This window comes from Terriglobia bacterium (genome assembly GCA_020073205.1).
Lineage (GTDB): Bacteria > Acidobacteriota > Polarisedimenticolia > Polarisedimenticolales > JAIQFR01 > JAIQFR01.
On sequence record JAIQFR010000001.1, the window covers coordinates 66,939 to 93,077 of the forward strand.

Annotated in this window: 16 protein-coding genes; 8 read left to right on the plus strand and 8 right to left on the minus strand. The window is 70.3% G+C overall.

The features are described 5' to 3' along the window. Nucleotides 1-18: 18 nt before the first annotated feature. Entirely contained in the window at nt 19-1,302 is a 1,284-nt protein-coding gene (locus LAO51_00270; GenBank protein MBZ5637167.1) for a thiolase family protein, read from the minus strand. 10 nt (nt 1,303-1,312) lie between these two features. Beyond that, the gene (locus tag LAO51_00275; GenBank protein ID MBZ5637168.1) at nt 1,313-3,280 is read right to left on the minus strand and encodes an enoyl-CoA hydratase/isomerase family protein; all 1,968 of its coding nucleotides are present in this window, start codon (nt 3,278-3,280) and stop codon (nt 1,313-1,315) included. A 213-nt stretch (nt 3,281-3,493) separates the two neighbouring features. On the opposite strand from LAO51_00275, the gene LAO51_00280 reads away from it, so the two are divergent. After that, nucleotides 3,494-4,609, plus strand: coding sequence for a TIGR03118 family protein (locus LAO51_00280; protein MBZ5637169.1), 1,116 nt, complete (start codon nt 3,494-3,496; stop codon nt 4,607-4,609). Between the two features lie 135 nt (nt 4,610-4,744). On the opposite strand, the gene LAO51_00285 is transcribed toward LAO51_00280, so the two are convergent. Further along, nucleotides 4,745-7,237: a DUF4388 domain-containing protein gene (locus LAO51_00285; protein MBZ5637170.1), complete on the minus strand. Its 2,493-nt coding sequence runs from the start codon at nt 7,235-7,237 to the stop codon at nt 4,745-4,747. Nucleotides 7,238-7,446: 209 nt separating this feature from the next. On the opposite strand from LAO51_00285, the gene LAO51_00290 reads away from it, so the two are divergent. Together LAO51_00290 and LAO51_00295 are read left to right on the plus strand one after the other, a co-directional pair. After that, a complete protein-coding gene (locus LAO51_00290) occupies nt 7,447-8,490 on the plus strand; it encodes a putative zinc-binding metallopeptidase (protein MBZ5637171.1) in 1,044 nt (347 codons plus the stop codon). Next, complete coding sequence (locus tag LAO51_00295; GenBank protein MBZ5637172.1) at nt 8,490-9,518, plus strand: ATP-grasp domain-containing protein; 1,029 nt, start codon at nt 8,490-8,492, stop codon at nt 9,516-9,518. Before LAO51_00290 ends, LAO51_00295 begins: the two co-directional genes overlap by 1 nt. Here the strand turns inward: LAO51_00295 and nhaA are convergent. Continuing rightward, nucleotides 9,481-10,698, minus strand: coding sequence for a Na+/H+ antiporter NhaA (nhaA, locus tag LAO51_00300; GenBank protein MBZ5637173.1), 1,218 nt, complete (start codon nt 10,696-10,698; stop codon nt 9,481-9,483). The two genes, LAO51_00295 and nhaA, sit on opposite strands and share 38 nt — an antisense overlap. A 196-nt stretch (nt 10,699-10,894) precedes the next feature. On the opposite strand from nhaA, the gene LAO51_00305 reads away from it, so the two are divergent. Further along, the gene (locus LAO51_00305; GenBank protein MBZ5637174.1) at nt 10,895-11,992 is read left to right on the plus strand and encodes a tetratricopeptide repeat protein; all 1,098 of its coding nucleotides are present in this window, start codon (nt 10,895-10,897) and stop codon (nt 11,990-11,992) included. A gap of 31 nt (nt 11,993-12,023) precedes the next feature. Here LAO51_00305 and LAO51_00310 read toward each other — a convergent pair whose 3' ends face one another. Next, entirely contained in the window at nt 12,024-14,153 is a 2,130-nt protein-coding gene (locus LAO51_00310) for a glycosyltransferase (GenBank protein MBZ5637175.1), read from the minus strand. Nucleotides 14,154-14,290: 137 nt separating this feature from the next. On the opposite strand from LAO51_00310, the gene LAO51_00315 reads away from it, so the two are divergent. The 4 genes from LAO51_00315 (at nt 14,291) to LAO51_00330 (ending at nt 22,674) form a co-directional block, all read left to right on the plus strand. After that, on the plus strand, nt 14,291-16,438 hold the full coding sequence (locus tag LAO51_00315) for a hypothetical protein (protein MBZ5637176.1): 2,148 nt from the start codon (nt 14,291-14,293) through the stop codon (nt 16,436-16,438). 136 nt (nt 16,439-16,574) lie between these two features. Continuing rightward, nucleotides 16,575-18,500, plus strand: a complete 1,926-nt coding sequence (locus LAO51_00320) for a DUF2723 domain-containing protein (protein MBZ5637177.1) — start codon at nt 16,575-16,577, stop codon at nt 18,498-18,500. 9 nt (nt 18,501-18,509) lie between these two features. Further along, on the plus strand, nt 18,510-20,648 hold the full coding sequence (locus tag LAO51_00325; protein MBZ5637178.1) for a tetratricopeptide repeat protein: 2,139 nt from the start codon (nt 18,510-18,512) through the stop codon (nt 20,646-20,648). Between the two features lie 64 nt (nt 20,649-20,712). Further along, nucleotides 20,713-22,674, plus strand: a complete 1,962-nt coding sequence (locus LAO51_00330) for a tetratricopeptide repeat protein (GenBank protein MBZ5637179.1) — start codon at nt 20,713-20,715, stop codon at nt 22,672-22,674. An 84-nt stretch (nt 22,675-22,758) separates the two neighbouring features. On the opposite strand, the gene LAO51_00335 is transcribed toward LAO51_00330, so the two are convergent. The 3 genes from LAO51_00335 to LAO51_00345 form a co-directional block, all read right to left on the minus strand. After that, nucleotides 22,759-23,175 (minus strand): hypothetical protein, encoded by a 417-nt coding sequence (locus tag LAO51_00335; protein MBZ5637180.1) that lies wholly within the window; start codon nt 23,173-23,175, stop codon nt 22,759-22,761. An 89-nt stretch (nt 23,176-23,264) separates the two neighbouring features. Continuing rightward, entirely contained in the window at nt 23,265-24,527 is a 1,263-nt protein-coding gene (locus tag LAO51_00340; GenBank protein ID MBZ5637181.1) for an amidohydrolase, read from the minus strand. 95 nt (nt 24,528-24,622) lie between these two features. After that, nucleotides 24,623-26,035, minus strand: coding sequence for a beta-lactamase family protein (locus tag LAO51_00345; protein ID MBZ5637182.1), 1,413 nt, complete (start codon nt 26,033-26,035; stop codon nt 24,623-24,625). Nucleotides 26,036-26,139 lie beyond the last annotated feature (104 nt).

A 26,139-nucleotide genomic window follows, 5' to 3' on the forward strand; every position in this document is an offset into this window, starting at 1 on the left:
ACAGACCTTCGACTCGCGCTACACGGCCTCGAGGACCAGCGCGATCCCCTGCCCGCCTCCGATGCACATCGTGACCAGGCCGTAGCGCCTCGCCGTCCGGCGCAGCGCGTAAGCGCAGGTGAGCGTCAGCACGGCTCCCGTGGCCCCCAGGGGATGGCCGAGAGCGATCGCGTTCCCCATGGGATTGACCTTCTCGGGATCGATGCCCATCTTCTCGAAGTCGCGGACGCAGGCCAGAGCCTGCGGGGCGAACGCCTCGTTCAGCTCCACGTGGTCGATGGAGCCGCCGCTCACGCCCGCCGTCTCCAGGGCCTTGCGCGTCGCGGGGACAGGTCCCCACCCCATGATCTGCGGGTCGCAGGCGGCCACGCCCATCCCGACCACCCGCGCCAGCGCCTTGAGGCCGTATCGGTCCGCGTCGGATTCCCTGCCGATCACCATGGCCGCCGCACCGTCCACGACGGCGCTGGCGTTCGCCGCCGTGATGATCCCGCCGGGCTCGAAGGCGGGAGGGAGACGTCCGATCTTCTCCAGGTTCACGTCATCGATGATGTGCGTGTCGTACTTGACCTCGGCGGGCACGGTCGCGCCGTCCCCTTCCACGGTCAAAGGCTCGATCTCCTCGTCGAACCAGCCGGCGTCCCTCGCCTTCTTCGCGAGGACGTGCGAGCGGTAGCCGAACCGGTCGGCCTCCTCCCGCGTGATCGAGTAGCGCCGTCCCAGCTCCTCGGCGGTGTTCGCCATGGACATGCGCGCGCTCGGGTCGTAGAGGGACATGAGGAGCCCGTCCTGCAAGTGCGTTCCCGGGGGCAGGCTCCGGACGTCCACGGGGCCGTACTTCTGTACGGCCTCGCCGACCTTGCGCCCGCGGTAGTTGTAGAGAAGAAACGGGTACTGCATGCTCTCGGCGCCGCCCACGACCACGAACGGGCGCGCCTCGTCGTGACGGACGCCGGCGAGGATCATCTCCGACCCGACGGCGAGAGCCTCCGCCCCGCTGCCGCAGATCCTCGCCACCGTCAGGGCGGGCACGTCGTCGGCGAGCCCGCCGCGCCATCTCATCCCCTGGGCCGCATAGATCGAATCGCGGTGGCTGTGCATCGCCATGCCCATGACCACGTGTCCGACGAGGGCCTTGTCGATCTTCGTGCGGTCGAGCGCGGCGCGGATGGCCATGCCACCGAGCTGGGTGGCGGAGAAGCGCGAGAACAACCCCGGCTTGCTGTTGTCCAGGAGAATGTCCGCTCTCGGCGTCCGGCGTCCTCCGTCGAGGATCACGATGGTCCTGTCCTTGGTCGTCATGTTCACTCCGCTATTCGTTCAGGAAGACCGCCGGAACCCTGGGGCCGTTTTGGATGAAGTTCTTCATGCCGATGTCGTAGTCCACCGTCCGATTGCAGCGCGCGAACCCCGCCGCTTCGACCTCGAGGCCTTCCGCGAGGGGCTTCTCGAGCCCTTCGCGCAGGACGCCAACGAGGATGGCGTCGGTGACCAGCGAATGGTGACCGACGTCCAGCGCGGGGAGCTTCTCCGGAACGGGGAGCTGCGCCGGGTCCACGGGCGAGAGCTTCTTCTTCCCCGCGAGGTGCAGGCGAACGAGGTCCTTTGCCGCGCCCACGACGTCCGGCGCGGGCTCCCCCTCGGCCCAGCCCCAGGCGCAGGCCTCGGTCGCGCCCACCGGCCGTCCGGTGCGCAGGAGATCGAGGGCGCGCTCGATGCCGATCAGGCGGGGCAGGCGCTGGGTTCCGCCGTAACCAGGAATGATGCCGAGGTTGACCTCGGGCTGGCCGAGCATCAGCGCCGGCCCGACGACGCGCGCGTGGCAGGCCATCGCGAGCTCCGCGCCGCCGCCCAGCACCGGCCCGTCCACCGCGGCCACGACCGGCTTCAGCATGCGCTCGATGGCGCCGAGTACGGCATGGCCGCGAAGGCACTTCTGACGCGCCTCCTCGGGGGTTTTGAGCGCGGCCAGCTCGCCGATGTCGGCGCCGGCCAGCGCACCGTCGAAGCTCGTGAGCACCACGCCGCGAACGGCGTTCTCGGCAGCCAGTCCGGAGAAGACCTCCTCGAGCTCCGTCATGGTCCGCTCGTCGAGGGCGTTCCTCACCTCGGGACGCTGGATCGCGACCACCGCGATCTCCCCGTCGCGCGCGACGGAGACGTTTCTCAGGAAGGACGGGAGCTTCCGGGCGGCGACGCTCGTCGGCACCGGGAAACCCCGGTGCTTCGCGGCGTAGGCCGTGCAGATGTCGTGCACCCGATCCGTGCCGAGTTCCTCGGCGAGATCGAGCAGGCCCGCACGGAAGCCGAGCGCGTTGCGCGTGAGCCAATTGAGCTCACGTGGATCGCAGGTGCCGTCGTCCGCCACTTGCAGCGCTCTGCCGAGGAGCACCGCCAGAATGCGGTCGAGCACCTCCTTCGCCCTCGCGGGGTCGATGCTCGGATCTCCGGGCTTGTTCCGGTCGTGCCACGGGGTCAGCCCCTGCTTCTTGAAGATCGGGGGGGGCGCGAACCACTCGCCTCCCTTGGGATCCTCGCGCATCAGCTCCATGCAGTGCACGTTCAGGAGATTGCCGCGGGTCAGGTCCATCACGAGGAACGGGCCTCCTCCTCCGATCGCGTCGTTGACGACCTTGTCCACCTGGGCCGGGGTGGCGACGCCTTCCGCCGCGATCCGCGCCGCCTCGCCGCAGTAGTTGCAGAAGATATCGTCCGCGGCGAAGCAGGGGACGTCGGCGGTGACGATCGGCACCTTCCCGAGCGACTTCAGCGTCGCGAGCATCCGGGCCCCGAACGCTTCGTCGCCGGACAGGACCACCTCGACGGGAAGAGCTCGCCATGCCGGGTAGAAGGGATGGTTCACGAAGCAGCGCTCGGGATGCTCGGCCCCTGCGGCAATGCGGGAGCGTGGGATGCCGGACGTGGCGAAACCGATGAGGCAGTCCGCGCCGACCACCGTCTCGACGCTCTCGAGGATGACCTTCTTGATCCTGAGATCCTCGGTCGCGGCCTCGAGAACGTACTCGCATTCCTTGAGGTCCATTACGTTGCGGGTCGGGACGAGAGCCGTCTCGATGGCCTTGGCGGTCTTCGGGCTCAGCTTGCCCCGGGAGAGGCCCTTGGCCACGTATCCGCGAATCCGCGCGACGCCGGCGTCCAGCGCTTCCTGCTTGATGTCGTGGAGATAGACCTTGCCACCGCCGCCACCGGCGAGCGCCGCGACGAATCCGTAGGCGAGGTCCGGTCCGATGGAGCCCGAGCCGATCACTCCGACGATCATCGTCCGACTCCCCCCTCAGGCGATCCAAGGCGCGAGGAAATGGATGCCATCATTCCTCCATCTTACCGGCAGCTTACCGCCCGTAACAAGAACTCCCCGGCGACGGCCCCCCGGCTGCCCCGTGATCGCGACCCCCGACCCAGGTCACTGGATTTTCGCGGAATATTTCTGGAGTCAAATACTCTTATTTCCAGGGGGCAAGGAGAACAACCGATGAACGGAAAAGCTATGCGCCATCTCGGTGCCTCTGCGGCCGCCGTGTTCGTCTCCGCGATCGTCGTCTCCAGCTTCGCCGCCGGCCCCGCCCGGACGATGCTCGGGGAGGCGCATTCGTACCATGTGAGCTTCCTCACGTCCGACGGCTTCGTGGAGGCACCCCAGCACGACGCGAACCTGGTCAACGCCTGGGGACTCACCGCGACCTCCACGAGTCCTTGGTGGGTCGCGGACAACGGGACGGGGCTCTCCACTCTCTACGACGGGAACGGCGTGCCGCAATCCCTGGTGGTCACGGTCCCGGGCAATCCCACGGGCGCGGTAGCCGGGGCGGGAGCCGGGTTCATCGTGAACGACGGCACGAACAGCGGACCCGCGCGATTCCTCTTCGCCAGCGAGGACGGCACCATCTCCGGCTGGAACCCGGGAGTCCCGCCGCCTTCCCCATCCCACCAGGCTTTCGTGGTCGTGGACAGCTCCCCCGCCGGGACCGTCTACAAGGGACTTGCGATCGCCAGCACGGGCGCGGGTGACCGTCTCTACGCGACCGACTTCCACAACGGCAGGGTCGATGTATTCGACGGGAGCTTCGCGCCCGTCGTCCGGATGGGTGCGTTCGTCGACCCCCGCATTCCGACCGGGTTCGCCCCGTTCGGCATCCGCGCGATCGGCGGACGGATCTTCGTGACCTATGCGAAGCAGGACGCCGACCAGCATGACGACGTCGCCGGGCAGGGCATCGGGTTCGTGAGCGTCTTCGACACGGAGGGGACCTTCATCGCCCGGGTCGGCACCCGCGGCCAGCTGAACTCCCCGTGGGGGATCGCCCTCGCGCCCACCGATTTCGGTCGTTTCGGCGGCGACCTGCTGATAGGCAACTTCGGCGACGGGAACATCCTGGCCTACAGGATGACCGACGACATGCGCCGGTTCACCCCGGCGGGCCAGCTGCGCGATCAGGGCGGCAGGATCATCAGCATCGAGGGACTGTGGGCCATCTCGTTCGGCAACGGGGCGGCGGCAGGCGGAACGAACCAGCTCTTCTTCACCGCCGGCTCCGACCACGAAGCGCACGGGAGCTTCGGCAGGATCGACGTCGCCGGAGCGCCCTGACTCCGCGCCGCGGCCGGGACATGGGCCGCGGCTCGTCGCGAAATCGGAATCAGGCCGAGGGGCGACCGCCAGGGTCGCCCCTCTTCGTTCGGGTGTGCCGGCCCGGGGCGCCTCCGAGCGGGGCCCCGCCCAGGCTCACGCCGCGGGGCGGCGCCTGAGGGCGCCGTTCTCGAGCCAGTGCGCGTAGAGCCGTCGAACGCGGTACGCGTCGCTGCCCGCCAGACCCTCGCAGCTCTCGGGCGCGGTGCCTCGCGTCGCCTCCCGCCAGACCACCTCCATCAGCCCGCGGTCGCTCTCGTCCTGGGGAAGGGAAGGGCGAGCACCCGTCGGCATCAACGAGACGCCGTCGGGAACCAGCGCGCGATCCTCCTGGAACTCGTCGTGCCGGCGGATCGCCTCGAGGAGCGCCGGCAGGACCTCCATGGGTTCCCCCTGGACCGGCAGGGTTTCCCGCAACGCCTTCTCGAACCGGAACGTCCCCGGCCGCGGCCGCTCCATCAGCTGGCACAACGCGTCCAAGCCGCGGAGCGTTCCCGTCTCGCACCCGCCGATTCTGCCGTCGCGCAGCACGAGGATCGATCGATCGTGTCCGTTGCGCTCGGAGATCACGAGGCGCCCGGTCTGTCGCGCGTCCGCCAGCGATTGGAGAAGCGCCGGAAGGCCGAAGAGCTCCAGATCGCCGGCGACGCTTTCCGTCGCCGGGGTCTCCGGCGCGGGCTCCGCCCGGAATCCGGCTAGCGCGTCGCGGGCACGCTCCGCGAATTCCTCGCCCGGGTAGCGCTCCACGATCTCCTCGAACAGCCTCTCCACGTCGGGCTTCCGCGTCCCCGACAGCGCCTGCACCAGGCAGCTCGCGACCGGCGCACCGCGCCTCAGGACGACCCCGAGGACCTTCGTCGGGAGGGCCTTCCTCAGCCATTCGACGAGCTCGCCGAGCCGGTCGCCGCCGGAGAGGTCGCAGTCCGCGAGATGTCGAAGGCGCCCGACCGTGTCGCCGAGGCGGGGGTCCTCCAGGCGCGCGTGGGCGACGACGGCGCGAACCGCGTCCCGCGTGCCGAGGAACGCCAGCGCCGCGCAGGTCCGGTCCAGGATCTCGAGCATCTCCTCTCCGGTGTAATCCGTGACCCCGGGATGCGCCGCGCGCTCGAACTCTTCGAGACGCTGGGCCAGGACCTGCGAGACCTTCCCATGGCTCAGGTTGGCCAGCGCGCCCACCGCCTCCTTGGTGACCATGAACGGGCGCTGCGGCCGGCTGAACTCGGCCAGGAGCGTGAGCTCCTTCTGCGGATCCTCTTGGGCGCCGCGAGGGATCCGGCGGAGCAGGAACACGAGGTTGCGACTGTAGAAGCCGTCGGGGTCGGGCGGCTTCCCGGCCAGACACCCCGCGAGCCGCTCGAGAACCTTGTTCCGGCAGGGCGTGCTGTACACCTCGAGGAGCGACAACATCAGCTTCCGCGTCTCCCGCTTGGGCTCGCCGTCGAGGCGGTCGAGGAGGCTGTCGGGGTTGAAGATCGGGAAGAACCACAGCACCTTGCGGAGCAGCCCGTGCTTGGCGGCGGTCGAGGCGAACTGGCGCAGCGGTCCGAGGGCGACCGCGCTCTGCGCCCGGGTCTTGACGATCCGGGCCAGCTCGCCGTCCACCTTCTTCTCCTCGATCAGCCTCTGCGCCGTGTCGAGCATCGCGACGGCCTGGGCGAGGTGACCCTCGTTGAACTGCTCGATGGCCGCGTAGACCATCTCGCTGAATCGCTGGATCCCCTCCTCGCTCGAGCCGGCCATCGCCACGATCCGGTGCATCGCCTGGAGCAGCCGCCCGACCGCTGCTTCGTCGCCCGGCTTGGCCCGCTCCAGGTCGACCTCCCATTCCGGCATGCGCTGAGCGAGCATTCGGAACAGGCGGCGGTCGAGATTGGGCTCCATCCCGAGCTTGCGGAGCTTCGCGAGGGAGGACTCGAGCTGGTCGGCGTCGCGAGCCTCCGCGGCGGCCTTCGTCACCATCCGCGCGGCAAGCTCCTGCGTTTCCTCGTCCGCGGGCCCCTTGCCGGGCGCCGCGCGCACTTCGTCCATCCGCCCCATGAGCAGGGTCAGGCGGGGACTGGCGGGAGGCGGCCCGGCGCTCGGACGCGACACGTCTTCGATCCGCCGCTCCAGGGTCTGCTTGATCTCGGCTTCCTCGGCGGCGGTCCCCATCTCACGATTCAGCAGCGCGACCGGCGCCGACAACGTCGTCTCGGCCTCGGCGATCCGGCTCAGCTTCAGCCGGAGATCCGTCTGCTCCCCCTCGGGGCAGAGGCGGACGACGATGCGCGAAAGCTCCGCCACGTACCGGGCCATGGCTTTCGCGTCCACGACCCGCAGCTCGGCGAGATGGTGCAGCTTCTTGACCGCGTGATACACGTAGCTCGATACCGGCGCGGTCCGACCCGGCGCCTGGAGCTGGGCCTCGATCCAGTTGCGAAGGACGGCCGCTCCGTATTTGGGCGGCATGCGGACCAGGACCCCTGCGGCTTCCGCCGCCATCATGGGGGCGATCTCGTCCGCCAGGTAGCGCTGCACCTCGATCAGGGCCCGCTTGGCCGCATCCTGGGCGGTCGTGTCCGAGCTTCTGCCCGGGTCGTCCTCGCGCATCTCACCCACCTCGGGGAATGCCCCGACGCAAGGAATATCGGCCTTGATGCGGGGCGGGTCAAACCGCCTCCCCCGCCGCCCGGGCGTGGGGTGCCCCGCTTTCTCTTCACCCGAAAAAGGGCGATCGTTTCGATGAAATCGCGCGCCGGCCCCTCCCTTTGGCCCCGGCGCGTTGACCGCCCTCAAGGGGCGCGGTTACCCTTCCCGTCATGCGCGGGCACCGCAAGGGAGACGGGGGGGGCGGAACCTGGGCACACCTGTCCGACGACGATCTTCTCGAGGTCCGCATCCGCGACCTCGAGGTGCGGATCCGGGGCAGCGCCCTCGAGCCCCACATCGGCCGCCTCCACCGGGAGCTCGAGAGCCGTGGTCTCGCCCTTCGGCCGCCGTGCTACCTGGCGGCGGAGTGGCTCTGCCCGGACGGCGAGGCCGCCATCGGGATCCCGTTCTACCTCGCCCACCCACGCCTCATGGCGCTGGAATTCCGGATGATGTTCGAGGTGGAGGGCGGGACGCGGGCCTGGTGCATGAAGCTGCTGCGGCACGAGGCCGGGCACGCCGTCGACCACGCCTACGGGCTTCACAGGCGGCCCGACTGGCGGCGAGTCTTCGGCTCCCCCGGCACGCCGTACAATCCGTATTTCTACAAGGTCGATCCGGTCAGCAAGAACTTCGTGCGCAACGTGCCGGACGATTACGCGCAATCCCATCCGTACGAGGACTTCGCCGAGACGTTCGCCGTCTGGCTCCAGCCGAACTCGCTGTGGCGGACCCGCTACGCGGGCTGGCCCGCCATGCGGAAGCTCCGCTTCGTCGACCGGCTCATGCACGAGATCGCGTGCCGGCGTCCGCCGCGCCGGAAGCCGCGGCTGCAGGGTCAGGCGCGGCTTCTCCAGTCCACCCTCAGGAGCTACTACGAGCGGAAGTCCAGGCGCCAGCGGCTCGAGGACCTGTCGCTGTGCGTCCGGGAGCTCAAGGCCATCTTCGGCGCGTCGCGCGCGAAGACGCCCGGAGACGCCGCGGCGGCGCTGATTCGCAGGAACAAGAAACTGATCGTCGAGGCCGTCGCGGCCTGGTCCGGAGACCGGCCGGGGCACGTGACGCGGGTCGTCGCGAGCCTCGCGCGGATCGCCAACGAGCACCGCCTCGTCGTGCGCGCCGATCCGGCCTCGACGCTCGTGCGGTTCTCGACGTACGTCGCCACGCTCATCGTCAATCGCCTCAGGACCCACGCGTACCGGCCGAGGAAGTGATGGCCAGGAAGCCGCTCAGGATCCTCGCTCTCTTCGAGGTCAACGAGTCTCCCTTGGCCGACGACGAGTACGAGGAGCTGATGAAGACCCGCCAGGACTGGATCACGGAGGGGCACGTCCTGAAGGCCCTCCGGTCCAACGGCCACGAGGTGCTCCTCGGACCGATTCACGATCATCCCCGCGAGATCCTCGCGCACGTCGATCGCGTGAATCCGGACCTCGTCTGGAACCTCGTGGAGGCGTTCCGCGGGCAGCGCCGGTTCGAGAGCAACGTGGCCGGCGTCCTCGAGCTGCTCGCGATCCCGCACACGGGCTGCGGGCCGCACGGCCTGATGATCTGCCAGGACAAGGCGCTCTCGAAGAAGATCCTCCGCCACCACCGGGTCCCCGTCCCGCCGTTCGTCGTCTCCCGCTGCGCTCGGCCGCTCAAGGCGCTCGCGAAGTCTCTCCTTCCCGTCCTCGTGAAGCCGCTCGCCGAGGAGGGCTCCGTGGGGATCGCCCGCGATTCGTTCGCCGAGACCGAGGAGCAGGCGCTTCGCCGGGCGAACTTCCTCCACCAGCGCATGAAGACGGACGTCATCGTGGAGCGCTACGTGGAGGGGCGCGAGCTTTACGCGGGAGTCCTCGGCGACGCTCGGCTCACGGTCCTCCCTCTGCGGGAGCTGACGTTCTCCAAGGTCCCCGAGGGCGAGCCGCGGTTCGCCAGCTTCAAGGCGAAGTGGGACGAGGGCTACCGCGAGCGATGGGGGATCGTCAACACCTTCGCGGAGGACCTCCCGGCGGGCACGGTTCAGAAGGTCTCGCGGCTGGCGAAGCGGACCTTCCGCGTGCTGCAGATGCGGGGCTACGGCCGGATCGACCTGCGCCTCGCGCCCGACGGGCAGCTCTTCATCGTCGAGGCGAACCCGAACCCCGACATCGGCTCGGGGGAGGACTTCGCCGAGGCGGCCGGGAAGGCCGGGATCCCCTACGAGGATCTGATCGAGCGGATCACGCGTCTGGCCCTGACGGGCCCTCCGAAGGCCTAGGAGTCGGGACCCGCGAGCCTCGAAGGGACAGCCAGCCGAGGACGCCGGCCGCCGCCGATGCCATCAGGATCCCGGTCTTCGCCGACGCGAGCAGGGAACCGTCGAACGCGAGGCCCGCGATGAAGAGGGACATGGTGAACCCGATCCCTCCCAGGCAGGCCACGCCGATGATCTGCCTCCACCCGACTCCCTCGGGCAGCGCGGCGAGCCCGGCCCGAACCGCGAGCCAGGACGACAGCGTGATGCCGACCGGCTTCCCGACGACCAGGCCGAGGACCACCCCGAGTGTCGCGGGATGCAACAGAGCGTCGAGAGGGCTGCCCTTTAAGACCACGGCCGCGTTGAAGAAGGCGAAGACCGGCATGATGAGGTACATGACCCACGGGTGAAGCGCGTGCTCGATCCCGGAGCGTGAAGGAACGGCCGCGGCGAGCAGGATGCCGGCCACCGTGGGGTGCACGCCCGATCGGGAGACCGCGAGCCACAACCCCACGCCGAGCAACCCGTACACGAGGGGACTGCGCACCCCGACACGGTTCGCGGCGAAGAGGAGAGCCATGAGCGCGGCGACCGCTCCGAGCGCGGCCCCGTCGATCCTCCCACCGTAGAAGATCGCGATCACCAGCACGGCTCCGAGGTCGTCCGCGATCGCCAGCGCGGTGAGGAAGACCTTGGCCCCGAGGGGCGCGCGCTTCCCGACGAGGGTGAGCACGCCGATGGCGAACGCGATGTCCGTCGCCACCGGGATCCCCCACCCCGCCGCCCTGTCGGTCCCGGCGTTCAGGGAGAGGTAGATCGCGGCAGGGACGATCATGCCTCCGGCGGCAGCGAGGAGCGGTAGCGCGGCCCGCCTCGGGCTCGACAGCTCGCCCACGAGGACCTCCCGCTTGATCTCGAGGCCGACGACCAGGAAAAAGATCGCCATGAGCCCGTCGTTGATCCAGACCACGATCGGCTTCGAGAGAACGAATGGCCCGACGCCGACGGTGACCGGAGCGCGGGCCATCTCGAAGTACAGCGACCCCGCTCCCGAGTTGGCCCATGTGAGCGCGGCGACCGTGCAAAGAAGGAGGAGGATCCCCGCCGAGGCCTCGATGCGGAGGAATTCCTGGAACGGCCGGAGGATTCGCTCCGCCGGCGTCTTAGGGGGCACGGGAGCCGAATGGCCGCTCGTTGGCATGGTTGCCTCCCGCTCCATACTAGACGAGAGCCTCGGGAATCCCTTCCTCGTCGCTCAGCCTCACCTTCTTACCCGATTGCGTCGCATCCGCGTAACAATCACACGCCGGAATATCCGCACAAACCCAAGAATCCCGCGCCCATCCCTCGATTTTCCTCTGCCCGTGACGCAAATTGGAAGCGGAGGAACCGAGCCCATGCGCCTCGTCCCGATGCTCCTGATCGCCGTCGCCGTCACGGCTTCGCCTTCACTCGCGGCACCGTCCGCGCCCCCCGACACCGGAGAACTCCTCCTCGCCGGCGTTCAACTGCACGAGGCGGGGGAGTACGACGAGGCGATCCGCATCTTCCAGCGCGTCCTCGACGCGGACCCGTCGAACGCGGACGCGCGTTACGAGATGGCCTACTCGACGTTCGCGAAGGGCGACCACCTCGCCGCGATCGAGATGCTCGACAAGGTCGTGTCGATCCCCGAGACCGCTCCGCAGGGGGCGTGGGTGCTGCTCGGCTCGTCCCACGCCATGCTCGGGCACTGGGCGCTCGCGGAGAGCGTGTTCCGCAGGGGACTCGCGGTCCGGCCGCAGGACCCGACGCTCCGCTTCCACCTCGCGCTGAGCCTCTCGGCGCAGGGAAGGTCCGAGCCGGCGATCGACGCGTTCGAGAACTGTCTCCGCGATTCGCCGTATCGCGCCGAGATCTGGCGCGCGTTCGGCGACACCCTCTACGACTCCGGCGCGAGGGGAAGGGCCTTCGCCGCCTACGCTCGCTCGCTGACGCTCGAAGGGGATACGCCGCCCTCGCAGCAGATCGCGAAGAGGATGTGGGCCATGCTCTTCGAGAACCTCGAGGCCCCCGCGTCGGCGGGCGACGCCGGCTCCGTCGGGGTGATCCGCGCGCGCGTGCCGACCGAGACGGCGCGCTCGTCCCCGAGCGCAGCGGAGGTCGCCGGGATGTCGATGATCGGGATCCTGCGCCAGAGCGGGCCGTGGAAGGACAAGAGCGAGGCCACGTTCTTCGTCTACGCCCTGGACACGATCCTCAAGCTCGTCTCGTCGCTCCACGCGCGGGAGTCGGACACCGCGTTCTGGCGACCCTTCGTCCTCGCCTATTTCGACTCCATGCGGGCCGGCGGGCACCTGGAGGCGCTCGCCTACGACATCCGCCGTGCCGCGGGCGATCCCGAGGGGCTCCTGTGGCGCGAGCGGAACGCCGCGAAGCTGGCTGCCTACCGGCGTTCGAGCGAGAGCTGGGCCGTGGACCCCGGCGCGAGCGCGCGCCGCGAGGGTCGTCACTGAGGAGCGGCCGCCGTCGGGCGCTCGCGGTCCGTCAGCCGCGAGTTCCTCTCGCGTCGAGGAGGCCCAGCGTCTCCCGCGCGATCCGGTGGCCGGGGTCGACCGACAGGACGTGGTCCAGGAGCTCTCGCGCGTCGTCGTCGGCCCCTTCCAGGGCGCCGAGCCGCGCCATCAGTGCCAGGGCATCCACGCGGTCGATCTCGCGGGAGAGGGTATCGAGGAGCAGGGCTCGCGCGGGCTCCGTCCAGCCCGCGCGTAACAGGAGCTCCACGACGCGTAGACGGCCCGAATCGGCGTCCTCCGGAGCGGGAGGTGCCTCGACGCGGCCGGCGCGCGCCCGCCAAGACCAGAGGATCGCCGCCTGCCCCACCGTCTCGCGAACCGATTCCGCGAAGGCGTCGATGACCTCCTCGGCGCCCGGGGCGCACCGCGACGCTCCCCGGTCATCCATGGCGGCCAGGTAGACCCGCTCGAGCTGCGCCACGCTGCCCTCGACGCCGAAGCGCGCGAGGGCGAAGCTCCGGAGCCACGCGGCTCCTTCGGGGGAGAAGCGACTGAGCTCCGCCGCGACGTCCGCGGCGTTGAAGCGCCTCGCGTAGCGTCGGCCGGAGAAGTTGCAGTGCATCGACTCCTCGACGTTGTCCGGCCCGAGGAGCCCGTCGCCTCCCGCATGGTCCAGAACGAACGGGGGCCGGCCGCACAGCATCGCCTCGATCGCCCCGCGGCCCAGGGTGAAGACGACGTCCGATCCGTTCATGAGCGCCGGCAGGTCGCGCGGATCCGCCATCCCGAAGCGCGCCCCCAGGAACACGGTCTCGACCCCCGCGGAGGCGCAGCCGTCGCGGATCGCGCGTTCGGTCGCCTCGTCGATACGGTGGCTCAGGACGAGTGCTCGCCGAGGTCGCGGCGATAGCGGCGTCTCCGCCCGGAAGCGTCGGTCGTCCACGGGGTTCCGGAAGATCTCGAGCCGCCCCTCCGGCACTCCGCAGGTCAGGAGCCGGCCCCGCACCTCCTCACTTACCGCGAGCCACCGAGCGATGCCGACGTCCGCGACGGGGGGCCGCTCGAGAAAGGGGAGCACGCCGTGGGACACGAAGACCATCGGGAGCTCGCGGAAGCAGTGGCGGACCTCGAGCGCGCAGACGTTGTGGTGCACGTGGGCGACGTCGAACGATTCCTGTCGCACCGCTTGGAGATCGTCGACGACCCGCGCCCCGGACGCCGCCAGCTCGGGAGCGAGGGGCTCGAGGAATTTCGAGTGGACCGTCACGCGGTGCCCGCGCTCGGTGAGCGCCCTGACGAGGGTCAGGGTGAACGTCTCGCTCCCCGCGGCGTTCATGAGGTGGTGGTTCGTGAAGAGGACGCGGAGCGGCCCCGGCTCTCCGAGATGCCTCCGCCCGGCGCGCTCCGGCTCGTGCGGCATGAGGTAGGATCTCGCCTCACGCTCCTCCCAGCGAATCAGCGGGGCCCCGAAGTCCGAGGCGTCGTGGACGGCGCGCCCGCGCCGGGCCGCCCACTTCTCGGCATACCTCGGAAAGTGCCCGGCGTGGTAATCGCACTTCCGCTCCCAGCGCGCGACCGAGAGCGCCTTGCCGTAGTGGCGCACCCACCCGTCGTCGAGGATCCGGCCGGGGCCGCTGAGCTCGACTTCGCGCTGGTCGGGGTGGCGATAGACGATTCCCGGCCGGTTGCGGAAGGCGACGACGATCGAGCGGTACTCGGGTCCGGCGTAGCGGCGCTCGGTGTACGGCCGCCCCTCGTCCTCTCTCGTGATGTGGAAGTCGAGCAGCTTCATCCTCACGGCGATCACGTCGGGGCCGAGGCTCGCGAGACGGCTGAAGTCCCATTCGACCCGCTCGTCCGCGTCGAGGTAGACCAGCCAGTCGCCGGGGCCGGCGTGGCGCCGAGCGGCGTCAAGGAGCGCGGCGCGGTGCTGCCATTCGGCCCGCTCGCGGTCGTCGTCCCAGTCCGCGCCCCGGATCACCTCGCGCACCGCGGGATGCCCTGCCGCAAGATCGGAGGTGCCATCGCCGGACGCGTCGTCGTAGACGAAGACCCCGCCGGTGCAGAACGAGGCCATGTGGTCGAGCGCGTCCCCGATCAGCTCCGCCTCGTTCCTGACCCGCAGCATCCCGAGCACGCGGAATCCCGTCTCGGCGCCCATCGCCACCCCCGTAGCCTCGCGAGCGAAGCCCCTCCGGGAGCACCGCAATCGCCGTGCCACGCCCGGCGCCGCGGAGAGACGCCAGGAACGGCAATTCTTTCGGGGGTGCTCGTGATCCCGCCGGATTCCCGACGCCCGTGGCCACCCAGGCGTCGGACGCCACCGCCGGGAGATACCCCGGATACAATACGCCACGCCGCCTTCGCGGCCCCAGGAGGAGACCGATCGTCGTCGCCCCGGAATCGCGCCCCGCCCGGGCCCTCGCCGCCGCCGGCGCGCTCGTCCTCGTTCTGGGCGCCGTGGTGATGGCCCTCCACTTCGGGCGGTACCCGCCCCGCCTTCCCGGCCGGCTCTTCCCCCCCGAGGGAGCAGGGCTCCGGTCGGCCAAGCTGGCCGACATGACGCGCATCCTGGGTTGGCTCCTCGCGATGAACCTCGCCGCGTGGTCGCTGGGCGTCCTCGTCGAGCGGCTCCTGCGGTGCCGATCGGCCGGGAAGGAATTCAGGCTTCTCCACCGGCTCGGCTTCGGCTTCGCTCTCCTCTCCCTCCTCGTGCTCGGGCTCGCCGCCCTGCACGCGCTCGAGTTCCCGGCCGTCCACCTGGCGATCGCGCTTCCCGCCGCCGCCGCGGTGGCGATCGCGTGGACGCGTCGCGGCCGCCCGTGGATCGGGGAGCGGCCGCATGGGCGTCTGTCGTGGCTCGCCCTCGCCGCGGTCCTCCTCTGCCTCAACGCCTTCCTGGGCGCATTCGCTCCGGAGCCGGGATGGGACGCGCTCACCTATCACCTGGCGATTCCCGAGCGGTATCTCTTCGCGAACGGGATCGTGGTCACCCCCTTCTCGCACCTCACGGCCTACCCGTTCCTCATGGAGATGCTCTACGTCCCCGCGCTCGTCCTCGGCGGTCCCTCGCTCGCGACCCTGCTGCACTTCGAGTTCGGCGCGCTCCTGCTGGCGGCGGTCTCCCTCGCCGCGAATCGGTTCTCCCGCCTCGCGGCGATCCTGGCGCCGGCCGTTCTCCTCGCGGACCCGCTCTTCCAGAGGGAGCTGAGCTGGGCGTACAACGACCTCACCCTGGCGTTCTACGCCTTCCTCGCGCTCGTCGCGTTCGAGGAGAGGTCGGCGTCCTCGGACCGCGGCTCCCTGCGCTACGCGGGTGTGCTCTCGGGGATCTGCCTCCTGGTGAAGCTCCACGGCGCGCTGGTGCTCGCCGCGCTGCTCCTGATGCTCTGGCTCCCTCCGCGACGCCGGGTGCGCGCCACCCTCCTGGCGGGAGGCGTCCTCGCCGGATGGGCGGTCGTGGTTTGCTCCCCCTGGCTGGTGCGCAATCTGGTCTTCACGGGGAACCCCGTCGCCCCCCTCCTCCAGTCCCTGTTCTACCCCGCGGGCGGAGAGTACTTCGATCGCACGGCGATCGAGCAGAGTACGACCTTCCTGTCGCGCGTCGGCATGGGGCGGAGCCTGGGCGCGCTCCTCTTGCTGCCCTGGAACCTCGTGATGCGGACGGTGCCGGAGGTCTACGGCAACAGCTTCGGCTACCAGGTGACTCCGCTGTACGTGATCGGAGCGCTGGGAGCCCTCCTGGTCGGGAGCGTTCGGCGGCATCCCCTCGTCGCCCGGCTCCTCGCGGCGGGCGGGATCCTCACCGTGCTCTGGTTCTTCACGTTCCAGGAGGCGCGGTTCCTCCTTCCCGCGCTCGCCTGCTTCGCCGTCGCGGGGGGGGCGGCGCTGGCGGCCCTGGCCTCCGGTCTACCGGGTTGGGGGCGGCTCTTCATCGCGCTCCCGCTCGCGGGACTCGTCTACTGCCAGGCGCTGCTGCTGGAGGAGCTGCCGGCTCGCTACGGCTACGCGATCGGCACCCTCTCGGTCGAAGAGTTCCGGAACGGCCATCCCGCCGAGGCCGCCGCCGTTGAGCTCCGGAAGGTCATGGGACCGCGCGACCGCCTGCTCCTGTTCGCCGAGAGCCGTGGATTCATCTTCCGCGGCCTGGACTACATCCCGTATCACATCAACGAGGGCGCCCAGGTCCTCCAGTGGATCCATCGGCAGAAGAACCTGGACGAGCTTCACTGCGCGCTGCGCGAGCAGGGCGTGACCTACCTGCTGATCAACGTGGAGCACCTCCACGGGTTCCTGCCGACCCTCGTGCCCTCGTACGGCCTCGAGGAGTTCGAGGGGGACCTCGCCCTCGTCCAGGCCTTCGCCAAGACGCGCGCCAAGACCGTCTTCGCCCGGGACGGGATCTGGGCGGGCGTGCTCCTCGATCCTCCGAAGTGTCCGCCGTGAGGGGGCGAACCTCTCCTTTCGCCCGTGAGCAAAGCACTTCCTGTAGACTGAGGGTCGTTCCGGCATCCTGAGGCATGGGGCCTCAGGATGCGGGACGAAGGTCCGCTGAGGCGTGCGGGTCCATCGAGGCGAGCGAGTGAGGCGGGTCGCTGCGGTTGCGGCGCGGCACCCGTTCGTCGCCTTGCCGTTCCTCTTCTACCTGTCCACCTGCTCCCGCGGCATCGGGATGTCGGACACGGCGATCCTGATCGGAGACATGCTGGACTTGCGTCTGTCGGCCGAGGTCAACAGCCACAACTTCTCGCTCCTCTTCGGCCGGCTGTTCACGGCGCTTCCGATCGGGGGCCTCGCGTTCCGCGCGAACTTGATGTCGGTCTTCTTCGGCGGCCTGGCGGTCTCGCTCTTCTACTCCCTCGTCGTCCGCTCGCTGCGCTCGCGGACCGTCGCGGCGATGGCGGCGACGCTCCTGATGGTCTCGCACTCGATGTGGTGGCACTCGACCATCGTCGAATCGTACGCGATCAACGCTTGCTTCGTGGTGGGTGCGCTCCTGCTCCTGGCCCGGTACCGCGAGGCCCCGGGCGAGGGGCCCTTGCTCTGGCTGATCGCCCTCTCGGGCATCTCCCTGTTCCATCACGCGCAGCTCGGGGTGATCGGACTCGCGGCCGTCGCCGTGGCCAGCGGGCACGTGGCGCGACTGGCGCGCGGCCCGGGCGCGCGGGCGGAGATCGTCCGGTTCGCGGGGCGCGCCGCCGTCGTCGCGGCGGCGAGCCTCGTTCCCTACGGGCTCGTGCTCCTGAGCGACGCGTGGTCGGCGGGAGGGCTGCGATCGGCCGTGTCGGCGGCAGCCGGGGGACCGTTCAAGGACATCATGTTCCGCTGGGCGGGGGGCCTCGGAATCGCGGACACGGCCCAGCTGACCCTGCTCCAGTTCCCATCGCCCTTCCTCCTCCTGGTGCCCGTGGGTTTCCTGCGATTCCTCCAGACGTGGAGGTGGAGCGCGGCGACCGCGGGGGTGTTGATCATCTTCGGCGTCACCGGCGCCTTCTTCGCCCTCTACCAGACCTGGGACCGCTTCGCGTTCCTCCTCGTGTCGTTCCTCGTGCTCGCCTTCTGGGGCGCCTTCGCCCTCGATCAGCTGGTCGCCTGGGCGAGGGAGGGTCGCTCGCTCCGGCTGGCGGCCGCGATCGGCCTGGGATTCGTCCTGTCGGTGGCGACGCCCCCCTGGCTCTACGCGCGGATGGGCTCGTGGAGGGCCCCCGCCGGGAGCGTCTGGGCGATGCGGTTCGGGGCGACCGGCGAGTCCTCGAACACCATCGACCCGGCCCGCTTCGTCGCGAATCCCGACAAGCGACGCTACCGCGACATCGACGCGTACTTCGGCGCCCTCCTCGACAAGCTTCCGCCGAACGCGACCTACCTCGACGACGACTCGAGGTACAACTCGCTGGAGTTCTATCGGCTCTACGAGGGACGCCGTCCGGACCTCGAGACGAACCTCGTCAACCTCTTCGGGTTCGCGGACTGGGGGTTGTCGAAGGAGGCGTTTGCGCAGCTCGTCGGATACGCCCATGCCGCGGATCTCCCGCTCTTCCTCGCGACCCTCGGACCGCCCTTCGACGTGTTCCTCCGGGCGGCGGGGAAGCCCTATCGCTTCGAGGTCTTTCCCCTCGACGATCTCCGTTTCGTCTACCGCCTCGTGACCGCGGCGCAGGACGGCACCGAAGCGCCGCCCCCTTTCGTGCCGGTCCCGCGAGGATTGCACGTCGGGAAGGGCCGGGACCCCATGGCCCTCGTTCCCGCCTCGTCCGTGGGCAGGAATCAGGATCTCGTCGTTCGCTTCGACTTCGACGAGAACCCGCAGCCGTTCCCGGTGGCGTTCCGTTGGATCGCGGCGGACGGCCGCGCCGGGTTCTCGAGCCCCGTCTTCGTCGTTCCGGCCCTGAGCGGCTCGGCCGCTTGGATTCAAGAGCGCCGCGGCGTGCTGCGGCAGGGGCGGTGGCGGGTCGAGGCCTGGGTGGGAGCGAAGCGGGTGGACGGCATCGAACTGGACGTTCGCTAGGGATCCGTCGTGGGCCACGATCCGTCCTCCCCCGCCCCGCTCAAGCGGCTCGCGCTGCTCTCTCTCGCGCTCGTGCTCCTGTCGGGAGTCGTCTACGGCCGGATCGGAGGCAACGGCTTCATCGATTTCGACGATCCCGCTTACGTCACGTACAACCCGCACGTCCGGGCCGGGCTGACGGTCGAGACGGTGGCCTGGGCGTTTCGCACCGGGTCCCACAGCAACTGGCACCCTCTGACGTGGCTCTCCCACGCGCTCGACTGCGAGATCTTCGGGATCGATCCCGCGGGGCATCACCTCGTCTCGTTGGGGCTCCACGCCCTGAACGCGGTGCTCCTCCTCCTCGCGCTCCACGCCATGACGGGGGCGGTCTGGCGAAGCGCGACGGTCGCGGCGCTCTTCGCGTTGCACCCGCTCCACGTCGAATCGGTGGCCTGGGCGGCCGAGCGCAAGGACGTGCTGAGCACGCTCTTCTGGATGCTGATCCTCCTGACCTACGCGCGCCACGTCACGCGGCCCACGACGACGGGCCGCGTGCTCCTTCCGCTCCTGCTCGGCCTCGGCTTGATGGCCAAGCCGATGCTCGTCACGCTCCCGTTCGTCCTCCTGCTGCTCGACTACTGGCCGCTCGCGCGCTTTGGCGGCGCCCCGGCGGGCGGCGGACGGCGCTTCCTCCCGCCGCTCCGGCTCGTCACCGAGAAGCTCCCGCTCTTCGCGCTCGCGGCGGCTTCGTCCGTCGTGACCTGGGTGGTGCAGCAACGAGGGGGCGCGATCGCCGCACTCGACGTGCTGCCGTTCCGGGCGAGGCTCGCGAACGCCGTGGTCGCGTACGTGACGTATCTCGCCAGGACGGTTTGGCCGGCCGACCTCGGGGTGCTCTATCCGCTCGCCGCGAAGCTGCCGGCCTGGGAAGTCGCGGGGGCTTCTGCGCTCCTGGTCGCGGTCACCGCCGTCGTCGCGGCATCCGCGCGGCGCGCCCCCTACCTGGCCACCGGCTGGCTCTGGTACGTGGGGACCCTCGTTCCCGTGATCGGCGTCGTGCAAGTGGGCGTGCAGGCGTCGGCGGACCGTTACACCTACGTCCCTCTGGTCGGCGTGTTCCTGATGCTGGCTTGGGGCCTGCCGGACCTCCTCGGCGATCGGCGGTACCCGCGCGCGATCCTGGGGGCCGCGGCCCTGCTGGCCGTGGCGGGCTGCTCGGTCCTGTCCTGGCGGCAGGCCGGCTACTGGCACGACAGCGTGACCCTCTTCGAGCGCACCCTCGCGGTCACCGGCGAAAACTACGTCACGGAGAGCAATCTGGGAGGAACGCTGACGGGGCAGGGGCGCTTCGACGACGCCATACGCCACCTCGAGGAAGCGCGGCGACTCCGTCCCGACCACGCGCCGACCCTCTCGAACCTCGGGGTCGCGGTGCAGGGGAAGGGGCGGGTCGGCGAGGCGATCGGGCTGTTCCGCGAAGCGCTGAAGGCGAAGCCCACCCACGTCGAGGCTTGGCTCAACCTCGGGAACGCCCTGGGCAAGACCGGCGACATCGACGGGGCGATCGTGGCCTTCCGCGAGGCGGAGCGCCTGCAGCCGGACGAGCCCGCCATCGGCTCCATGCTCCGGGCCGCCCTCGAGACGAAGCAGCGGGCCGCGGCGACGCCCGCCGCCAAGGCGAAGGTGAATCCGGAGGCATGGGCGAGCTTCGAGCGCGCCAACGAGATGCGCGGCCGGGGCCGGCTCGACGAAGCCGCAGCGTCCTACGGCGAGGCGATCCGGCTCGAGCCAGGGTTCGCCGAGGCCCACAACAACCTCGGCTCCGTGCTCGGCCGGCAGGGGCGCGCAGCGGAGGCCATCGCGGAGATCTCGAAGGCGCTCGAGATCGCGCCCGACCTGTCCGCGGCACACAACAATCTCGCGATCGTGCTCGCCATGCAGGGCGACGCGGAGCAGGCCGCGGGCCAGTTCTCCGAGGTGCTTCGCCTCGACCCCCGCGACGCGGGGGCCCACTTCAACCTCGGCCTGCTCTTGGTGAGGCAGGGCAAGCCGCAGGAGGCGATCGCGCACTTCGAGGAGACCCTGAGGATCGAGCCCGGCAACGAGAGCGCGAGCCGCGCGCTCCGGGAGGCGCGCCGCCGGGCGCCGGGCGGAGGCGGCCGATGAGCGGCGCGGCGTTCGCAGGAACGGCGGCTGGAACGCCGCGCGCAAGCTGAGCTATCCTGCTGCCATGCTCGAGACCCGGGTCGCTCGGCAGCGCACGATCGCCATCGTGCTGCTCGCGACGGCGACGATCATCGCGTTCTCCTCCGTGGGCGGAAACGGCTTTCTCGACTACGACGATGACGAGTACGTGACCCTGAACCCGCACGTTCGGTCGGGGCTCACCGCGCAGGGCCTCGCCTGGGCCTTCACGTCGTTCCACGCCGGGAACTGGCATCCGCTCACCTGGCTCTCCCACATGCTGGACGTCCAGTTCTTCGGGCTCGATGCCGGCAAGCACCACGTCACCAGCGTGGCGCTGCACGCGGCGAACGCGATGCTCCTCTTCCTCCTGCTCCTGAGGATGACCGGAGCCGTCGGGCGAAGCGCCTTCGTCGCCCTTCTCTTCGCCGTCCACCCGCTCCACGTCCAGTCGGTCGCCTGGATCGCGGAGAGGAAAGACGTTCTGAGCACGCTCTTCTGGCTCTCGGCGATCGGGGTCTACGCCGGGTGGGTGAAGTCGCGCCATCCCGCGCGGTACGCGGCGCTCGTCGCCCTCTGCGCCCTGGCCCTCGCGTCCAAGCCGATGGCGATCACGCTCCCGTTCACCTTGCTCCTTCTGGACTACTGGCCGCTCGGCCGCCTCGGCGCCCGGCGATCGAATCGCGAGGTGGGCCCATGGAGCGCGTTGCGGGAGAAAATGCCGCTGCTTCCACTCTGCGCCGCGTCCGCGGTTCTCACGGTGGCGTCCCAGCGAGCGGGCGAGGCGATCGCCGGCGCATCGGTCCTGCCGATCGGGCAGCGCCTCTTGAACGCCGCCGTGGCCATGGCGGCCTACCTCGTCAAGACGGTCCGACCGACGGGCCTGGCCGTGTTCTACCCGCATCCGCGGGAAGCCCTGCCGGCCTGGCAGATCGTCGCCGCGGTGGCCTTCCTCCTGCTCGTGACCTCGGCGGCCGTGAGGCTGAGGCGGACCCGCCCGTACCTCCTCTTCGGGTGGCTCTGGTACCTCGGGACGCTCCTCCCGGTGATCGGCCTCGTGCAGGTCGGCGAGCACGCGATGGCCGATCGGTACACGTACGTCCCGCTCGTCGGCGTCTTCGTGGCGGTGGTGTGGGGGATCCACGACGCGAGCGAGAGCCTCTCGCGGCGGCTCTCGGTCGGGCGGCGCGACGCACCGCCCAGGGGGCCCCGAGTCGCGGCCGCGGTCGGGATCGTCGCGATAGTCGGGTGCATCGTGCTGACGCGCGCCGAGGTCCGCCGCTGGCGCGACGGCGAGACCCTCTTCACCCGGGCTCTCGAGGTCACGCGCGACAACTACGTCGCGCATCTGCAGCTGGGAGGTGTGAGGATCCGTCAGGGCCGGCTCGACGAGGCGGAGAATCACTACCGGGAGGCGCTTCGCACCGACCCGGATCGGTCCCTGGCGCTCCTCGGCGTCGGCACGGTCCTGTTCCGGCGAGGCGAGGTGCCGGAGGCGATCGAGCAGTTCCGTCTGTCGCTCCGCATCGACCCGATGCACGCGGGGACCCATGTAGATCTCGGTGTCGCCCTGAAGCGGATGGGGCGGACCGAGGAGGCGATGGCGCAGTTCAGGGAGGCCGTGCGCCTCGACCCCGATCTCTCGTCCGCGCATGCCGAGCTCGGCGTCGCGCTGGCCGAAGCGGGGCGGCTCGACGAGGGGGTGGAGCAGCTTCGCGACGCGCTCCGGCTCGAGGCGGCAAGCCTCGTGCGGGCGGACATCGAGTGCAACTGGGGAACCGTGCTCGCGGCCCGTGCGCTCTACCACGAGGCCGCGTCGCATTTCTCGGAGGCGATCCGGCTGGACCCGGCGTACGGGCGGGCGCACGGCAACCTGGCCATCGCGCTCTACTACCTCGGGGACACCGGCGGAGCATGGCGAGAGGTGCGGCTCGCACGCCGGGTGGGTTTCGAGCCGCCGCCCGGATTCCTCGAGGCGTTGACCGCGAAGTCGCCCGAGCCCGGTTGATCGCCCCGGCGGGCGAGCTCGAATGCAACGTCGACGAGCCGGTGCCCTATCGGGTCGCCGCGATCCGGCGGAGGGACGGCGGGTTCAGCGGCGACGTCCCGGCTTTCGCGCCGGCGAGCTCCCCGCCTTCATGTCGATCAGAAGCCGGATGAGGCGGCGGTCGCGGGCGTTCGCACACGGCCGGTCGCACGCGGAGAGGTCCGCGATCGTCCGACAGAACCCCCCGCAGGCGCCGGAGCCGTAGAGTACCTTGACGCCGTCGACCGGGTCGTCCTGCGGGAGCAGATGCCGGAGTCGCCTCGCGAGCACCGAGACGCTGCTACCGCAGCGGTGCTCGAAGACCAAGAGGTTCGACTCGGGCGCCTCGACCAGCGCCTGGAATCCCAGCAGCCTGAGCTCGGGATCCACGACGAATTGCCGCCAGTCGGACCACGCCCGGCCGCACGCCCCGCAGGTGCGGAACGGCGCCGATCGAGAATCGCCGCCCGCACCCACGCTCATCCTCCGCCTCCGTCTCTCGACAGGGTCCTCAAGGTAGCACGAAGCCCCGGGGCCGGTAGGGGCGCTTCGGGCCGAATCCCCCGGAGGCACTACTCCCCCGGCGCGAACACAGCCAGCGCCGCCGCGACGAGCGCCTCGACGCCCGTCCCGGTCGCACGCTCCGCGTCCGGGGCCCACAGCGGCGAATGGAGGCCGGGAAGCGTCACCCCGTCCTTGCGGGCGCGGGCGAACGTCGCGGGCTCGACCGCGCCGAGCCACATCATGACGCTCGGCACCCCCGCCCGACCGTAGAGGCCGAAGTCCTCCGAGGCCGTGATCGGGGCCGCCTCGACGACCCGATCCGCCCCGAGCGCCCGTTCGAGCGCCGGGCGGATCCGGTCCGCGAGCGCCCCGTCGTTCGAGGTGACGGGCGTGGCGTCGCTCGCGCGAACGTCGGGCGGTCGCGGCGCGTCGGCGGCTTCGGCCTCGGCCTTCGCGATGCGCTCGATCCCCCGGAGCAGCCGCTGCCGCACCCCTTCGTCGAAGGCGCGGACCGTGAGCTGCATCCGGACCTCGTCGGGGATGATGTTGTGCTTCGTCCCGCCGTGGATCGAGCCGACCGTGACCACCGCGGGCTGGAACGGGTCGTTCTCTCGCGAGACGAGCGTCTGCAGGCCCATGACGATCTTCGCCGCGATCACGATCGGGTCCACCGTCTTCTGCGGGCTGGCACCGTGGCCGCCGCGCCCGTAGACCGTGATGTCGACGGAGTCCGCGCTCGCCAGGAGCGGACCCTTCCTGACGCCGATCATCCCCGAAGGGAGCAGGTCGGTGTCGTGCACCGCGAGAGCCGCGTCGGGCCGCGGAAAGCGCGTGAAGACGCCGTCGTCGAGCATCGCGCGGGCGCCGCCCCCCACCTCCTCCGCGGGCTGGCCGACCATCATGAGCGTGCCGCGCCAGCGCCCCCGGTTCGCCGAAAGCCAGGTCGCCGAGCCGACCCAGGTGGTCATGTGGAGGTCGTGTCCGCACGCGTGCATCACGGGGACCGTCTCCCCCGCCGCGTTCGTCGCGGTCGCGGCGCTCGCGAAGGAGAGCCCGGTCTTCTCCTTGACGGGGAGCGCGTCGAGCTCGGTCCTCAGCATCACGGTCGGGCCGGCGCCGTTCTTCAGGATTCCGACGATGCCCGTCTTCCCTACCCCGACGGTCACCTCGAAGCCCAGAGCGCGGAGCCGCTCGGCGAGCTTCCCGGCCGTGGCTCTCTCCTCGAAGGAGAGCTCCGGATGCGCGTGGAGATCCCGGTAAAGGGGCCCGAGCGTGGTCCAGTCGATGGTGGCGGCGCCGATCGCGGCCGCGAGGACGACCGAGGCGAGCATCGATTCCTCCGAGGAAGGACGCCCCACGAAGGGCCGGGCACGCCGCGTGGGGGACGGAGGGATCATAGGCGCGCTTCGCCCCGTCCCGCCAGCGGTCAGTTCCCGATGTTCGCCTCGATCCCCTCGATCCTCCCGTCGGCCGCGAAGAGGAACCGGAAAGAGGCTGCGGGGCCCTTGGTGCTCCTCGCCCGCACGCTGACCGCGTCGGGCGATTCCTCGACGATCCCCGTCGGCTCGAGCCGGCCGAGATCCTCCCGCATCTGCCCGAGGCGCCGGTCCCGCTCGGCGTCGTCCATGGCGGGCCGCGGGACCGCGTGCGCCGTCCGGAACTCCCGCATCGCGGAGAGGCCGGGCGCGTTGAACGCGTCGAACCACCCCCGGATCACGGCATCCCGGCCCTCGGTGCCGAGCGGCCTCGACGGGGCGTCACGGCGCGAGGGCGGCTGCACGTCCTCGCCGTGCGACAACCGGACGAGGGCCTCGGCCATCCGGCCGCCGCGGATCCCCGAGTCGTTGGTGGACAGGACGACCACGAGATCCTCGTCCACGAGCCGGATGACTTCCGCGTAGAAGACGCCGTTCCCCCCGTTGTGGGAGATCGCCCGCCCGCCCCACGGCGAGTCCCGGATCGTCCAGCCGTACCCGTAGAACGAATCCCCTCCCGGCTCCTCCCGGACGTGCCTCCCGTAGAGCTTCTTCTTCTCTTCGTCGGAGAGGATCGCCGCGCCCTGGAGCGCGACGTGCCATCGGAGCATGTCGTCGAGGGTCGAGTGGATGGCGCCGTTGGCGCGCAGCGCCCAGTACGGACCGTCCTCGGCCCACGGCTTGTCCGTGAGACGCCCCCAGCGCTTTCCGTCACGGTAGCCGACCGCGATCCGCTTCGGGTCCCAGCCGGGGAGGCGATAGCCGGTGTCCTTCATCCCCGCCGGCAGGAACAGGTTCTCGCGAAGGTACGCCTCGTAGGGCTTCCCCGAAACGATCTCGACGATGGCGCCGAGGAGGCTGTAACCGGCGTTCGAATAGAAGAACGCCTCGCCCGGGCGGGTGCGGAGCTTCGACGAGAGGATCCGCTTCACGTAGTCGTCGCGTCCCACCGGGTCGAAGTCGTCGGCGAAATCGGACTCGAGCCCGGACGTGTGCGTGAGCAGGTGATGGAGGGTGATCGCCCGCTTGTCCTCCGGGACGCCGGGAACGTGCTTTCCGATCGGGTCCTCGACGTGGAGCTTCCCCTGCATCTCGAGCTTCAGGATCGCGGCGGCGGTGAACTGCTTCGTGATCGAGCCGAGGCTGAACACCGTGTCCGGGCCGTAGGGGACGCCGCTCTCGCGATCGCTCAGGCCGTATCCCTTGCGGAGGACGACCGTGCCACCCTTCGCGACGAGCGCGCTTCCGCGAAAGTCCGCGGCGACGAGCCACCGGTCGAGTCGGGCCTCGAGGTCCCCCGCTCCCGGCGGGGCCGGCGGAGAGGCGAGCATGGCGACGACACACAGCGCGGTCGATAGGGGCATCTTGAACCTCCCGACGAGAATACGTTCGGTCCAGCCGAAAGGACGAGCGCCGGCCGCCGCGACCCCAGGGACCCGGGTGCGATCGCGCCGGGCGGTCTAGAATG